Origin of the sequence: Bacillus cereus group sp. BceL291 (assembly GCF_051776705.1) — a bacterium.
In the GTDB taxonomy this organism is placed as follows: domain Bacteria; phylum Bacillota; class Bacilli; order Bacillales; family Bacillaceae_G; genus Bacillus_A; species Bacillus_A cereus.
On the sequence record NZ_JBPWAP010000161.1, the window covers coordinates 1 to 4909 of the forward strand.

Sequence of the window (4909 nt, forward strand, 5' to 3'; positions counted from 1 at the left end):
CCAAAATGAAATTTCGCAAGATTTATAAACAAATGGAGGAGGCATAACAAATGAAATGTTATGATATCGGATTTATTCAAACATATATTGATGGAGAACTTTCTCATGATACAAGAAAAGAATTTACAAAGCACCTAGATACATGTGAAGCATGCCAAGATTTATTAGTAGAAATCAGTAAATTAAACCAATGGGAGAATGTAATGCTATATGAAGAATCTGCACATTCACCACAAGAAATCAAAATTGACGTAGAACAAGCATGGAAAACATTTGAAAGTCGTTCAAAACTAGACAATGTTTCTAATATAAATCATAAAAAACAACAAAAGAAGGGAATTTTTACAAACATGAATAAAAAAACAAAACGTTTCATTTATACAGCAGTAGCTGCAGCAGGACTATTTACAACAGCAATGATTCCACAAGTACAAGTGGCGGCTACAAATGTTGCCTCGTATTTTTCTGATGCAATTACAAATGATAAGGTTGTAAATGAAGGAATACAAGACGAAAATGGTGTCACACAAGATACGATGAAGAATGGCAAATATATTCCTATTGATGAAAAAATTACAGATCAGGGTATTACAGTACATTTCAAAGAATTATATATCGCGGATTCACGTATATCAGTTCATTATAGAATGGAAAAAGCAGATGGAAGTTTAGTACCATATGAATTTGATACAGCTGGAGTAGATCTTAAGAGTGATGGTAAGGTCAATGGACAACAAGAGGAACGACCTGAACTTAAAAATGGATCATTAATATCCTTTATACAAGATAAAGATGATTATCTTCCTTTCGAACTTATGGCAACAGGTAAAAAATTAGAAACAGGCATTCGTGATAAAGATAAACCAGAAGGCGTTGTTACATTTGTTGTAAATCCTGAAGAAAAAGACGCTTTTAAACAACCCCTTACATTAGATGTAAATATAAATAAAATTGGAAAAGTAGCTGGATCTTGGAAAGGTAAGATTCAAATTGATACTTCACATTTAAAGAATAAAACCAATTAACATGAAAAAAAGAATAGCACAATATGTATCTAATGCTCGGTTTATATGTTTTCTTGTTTTTGTTACATTTATTTCTTATATAGTTTTCACTCTATCTTTTATTTATGATTTAAGTTTATAAACTTAAATTAATCATTTAAAACATTATAAGATAAAAACTTCATAAAAAAGCTGTAAAATCAATAGCCGGTTCCTTAATGTATAAGGAACCGGTTAGTTTGTGTCTAAACGTACAATTTTTTTGATATGGTGACCCCTACTAGGGGTAGCGTCAGGAAAATGCGGATTTACAACGTTAAGGAAATTCCCTTATTAAAAAGCCTAATTTCTCAACATTTATATTGAGAAATTAGGCTTTTTTCGTTGCTCCGTTAAAGCGCCCTATTTTGGAAGATCAAGATAATAATTACTGCCAATAGATAATTGAACTAATGCTCCCGATTATGGAGCAAATCACTATCAAATCCTTCCTTTTTGTTCATTATATATACTCCAAATAAAATGATGATCATGGCACTCCAATCACTTATCAAAATGATTTCGTTTGCTAATAGTGCGCCGATTAATAAGGATATTACAGGTGGTATATAAGTTACTGTGGAGGCTATTATTGCCCCTAAATTATTGACGAGAACATAATAAAGAATGTAAGCTAGCCCTGTTCCTAGAACTCCTAGTCCCACTAATACACCAATCAACGCAACTGAGTCTGATTGAATATTCTCTATACTTTGTAAATCCCCAAAGAGACCAAGTATAATGATTGCAATGGCCACCTGGTAACTCGTTAAAGCTGCGGGAGAAATATTGATTTTTGTTAAATATTTTTTTGCATATACAAAAGAGGCACCAACACTGAGAGACCCTATTAACATATATATGACACCTTTAACGTCAAGAGCTGTATCTCCGTTTTCCCATGGTCTCGCAATAAGTAACACACCAATTAATCCTACAATAACTCCGACTACTCTTTTAACAGTTACCTTTTCTTCTTTTAAAACAAAGAAGGTCATGATTGTAGAAAAAATCGGTATGGACCCACTTAAAGCCCCAGCTATTCCAGAATTCAACAATGCTGTGCCTTTCGCAAAACAATAATAGTAAATGATAGTTGCGAGGATAGACATAATTAGAAAGTGGTGTATATATTTTATATGACTTAACTTTATTTGACGTTTAATAAGTGCATAAAGAAATACAGGAATAAAACCGGCTAAAACTCTTAGAAACACAATTTGTAAAGGATCAATATGAACGGCGGCCCATTTCATAAAAAGAAAATTAGTGCCCCAAATAACCCCGAGTGTTAGATAAGCTATATAATAAACGTTGAATTTCATTTGTGTCTTTAGCACTTTTTACTCCCCTTTCACACTTCCCTTTTTTCTTCTTTTTTTGTATAAGAGGAAGACGATAAGAAGTTTAATGTTTCATGTAATTGATCAGCTGCATAAAAAGCTTCCTGGTCTTTGGATATATCTCCAGGTTTATTTCCTTTCCCAATAATATATCCTTCAAAAGGTAGACCAACAAAGTCAAAGATGTAGTTGAATTGCTGAATTAATGGTAATCCTTTTATAAAAGGAGAATCTCCCCCAACTGCAACTACATAGGCCTTTTTCTTAGACATGATTTTTCGAAAGTCTTTATATTGAGGATCTCTCATCGTTTGGGACCATCGATCAATAAAGTTCTTCATTGTTCCTGTCATACTGTACCAATAAATCGGTGTCGAAAATATGAGAATATCGTGGTGCACCATTCGATATATTAGGGAGTTATAATCATCACCAACATCTTGAAAGCCGTCTTCAGTGTGGCGCATATCATCTATTGGTTTAATATTGTAATCCCTTAAGTAAATGGAATCTACTTCGAGATCCTTAATAGAACGTTTAGTTAACGTCTCTGTATTTCCATTTGGGCGAGTACCTCCGTAAATAACTGCAATACTCATAATTATTCCACTCCTTTTTTTTGACTGTTTATGATTTATAGCTTAAACTACACATATAAATCAGTAAAACAGATTATTCCGTTTGGTTCAATCGATATTTCCGATTTAGGAGGGAGACGAATATGGATATTAAACAACTCATCACTTTTAAGACGGCTACCGAAACTCTTAATTTCACCAAAACAGCTAGTATATTAAACTTTGCTCAATCTAGTGTGACAGCCCAAATTAAAGCATTAGAAGAAGAGCTAGAAAAACCTTTATTTGAACGCTTAGGTAAACGCCTAACATTAACCGAGGCAGGAAAAGAATTTAAAATCTATGCGGAAAAAATCATTAAACTAAATGAAGAAGCAAAAATGGCCATCAGTGGAAATAAAGAACCTTCTGGCACCCTTATCATCGGAGCACAAGAAAGTCAATGTACTTATAGGTTACCTACCATATTAAAAGAATTTAAAGATCGATACCCTAATGTAAAGTTAATATTTAAACCAGCTCATTCCGACGAGTTAGCTAGAAAGCAACTAATGAATGGTATGCTTGATATTGCCTTCATTATGGATATAACGAAACCTGAAGAAGCTTTAACGATAAAACCTTTGATACAAGAAGATATCAAGATGGTGGCTGCTCCAAACCATCCATTAGCTTCGAAGTCAGAGGTTTATCTTAAAGATATTGAGCATGAAACACTGCTATTAACCGAAAGTGGTTGCTCCTACCGTACTCTTTTAGAAAAGTCTTGTCACTCAGCAAAAGTCTACCCAGTAAATAAGTTTGAATTTGGTAGTATCGAAGCCATAAAGCAATGTGTGATTGCAGGATTAGGAATTGCTGCATTACCTACAATGGTTGTTGAAAAAGATATTAAAATGGGGAGAATGGTGGAATTAAAATGGGATAATAATATTCCTCCTATTTTCACCCATATCGCTTGGCATAAGGATAAATGGATGACTCCTCCATTGGAAGATTTTATTGAATTAACTCAAAGAACTTTCAACAGACACAAGATTTAAACATAAAAAATCGCTAAGAGTTTGTTAAACCTAGCAATTTTTTCATGTTAACCAGAATAATCACTTACTGGAAAAAAGAAGCATCAAAAATAATAAAACTCTAAGGCTATCCCTTGCCTTAGAGTTTTATTCTATCTTATTCAATTATCGGGTGCTTAGTTTAAATACACTTTTTACAAACTCTATCTAATTTTATCATAAACTTCCTTAATCATTCCTTACTCCATTATATGGCCCTTAATGGAATAAGGAACGATTATTGTTTCTCTTCCGACAGCTTTCTATATATGGGGAAATTAGGTCTTAGCTACAGCCTTACGCGAAATGGGAAGAATAGAAAAAACGATCTTTATTCTTAATTACATATCGGATGAAACTTTAAGAAGAAAAATACAAAGAGGATTGAATAAAGGAGAAGCGATGAATGGACTGGCAAGAGCTATTTTCTTCGGAAAACAAGGAGAGCTTAGGGAACGAACCATACAGCATCAATTGCAAAGAGCCAGTGCTTTAAACATAATTATCAATGCTATCAGTATCTGGAATACCCTACATCTAACAAAAGCAGTTGAATATCAAAAAGAGACAGGTAGTTTTAATGAAGACTTATTGCACCATATGTCACCTTTAGGCTGGGAACATATTAATTTACTAGGAGAATATCATTTTAATTCGGAGAAAGTGATCTCATTAGATTCTTTAAGACCACTACAACTTTCTTAACGTTGTTAAAAATGGGGGAATCGTCTTGGAAAAGAGCTTAGCGTTGTAAATCCGCATTTTCCTGATACTACCCCATGCCCATCAACTTAAAAGTGTTAACTATCCCCAAAAGTAAAAAATGCCATCCTTTCTTTATATTCGTGATAGAATATAAAGAAATTGAATGTTTTTTCTTAATA

General features: G+C 33.2%; 4 protein-coding genes and 1 pseudogene. 3 read left to right on the top strand and 2 right to left on the bottom strand.

Going from position 1 to position 4909, the window contains the following annotated elements:
• Nucleotides 1-50: 50 nt before the first annotated feature.
• Entirely contained in the window at nucleotides 51-1025 is a 975-nt protein-coding gene (locus tag ACS2CR_RS33435) for a DUF4179 domain-containing protein (RefSeq protein ID WP_000650425.1), read from the top strand.
• 428 nt (nucleotides 1026-1453) lie between these two features.
• On the opposite strand, the gene ACS2CR_RS33440 is transcribed toward ACS2CR_RS33435, so the two are convergent.
• Complete coding sequence (locus ACS2CR_RS33440) at nucleotides 1454-2383, bottom strand: DMT family transporter (RefSeq protein WP_000921229.1); 930 nt, start codon at nucleotides 2381-2383, stop codon at nucleotides 1454-1456.
• A gap of 14 nt (nucleotides 2384-2397) precedes the next feature.
• On the bottom strand, nucleotides 2398-2985 hold the full coding sequence (locus ACS2CR_RS33445; protein WP_000020440.1) for a flavodoxin family protein: 588 nt from the start codon (nucleotides 2983-2985) through the stop codon (nucleotides 2398-2400).
• Nucleotides 2986-3107: 122 nt separating this feature from the next.
• Here ACS2CR_RS33445 and ACS2CR_RS33450 point away from each other — a divergent pair, with 122 nt between their 5' ends.
• Both ACS2CR_RS33450 and ACS2CR_RS33455 read left to right on the top strand, forming a co-directional pair.
• Nucleotides 3108-4007, top strand: coding sequence for a LysR family transcriptional regulator (locus ACS2CR_RS33450; RefSeq protein WP_000351941.1), 900 nt, complete (start codon nucleotides 3108-3110; stop codon nucleotides 4005-4007).
• Between the two features lie 303 nt (nucleotides 4008-4310).
• A pseudogene (locus ACS2CR_RS33455) lies at nucleotides 4311-4730 on the top strand (Tn3 family transposase); the annotation flags it as partial.
• Nucleotides 4731-4909: the final 179 nt, after the last annotated feature.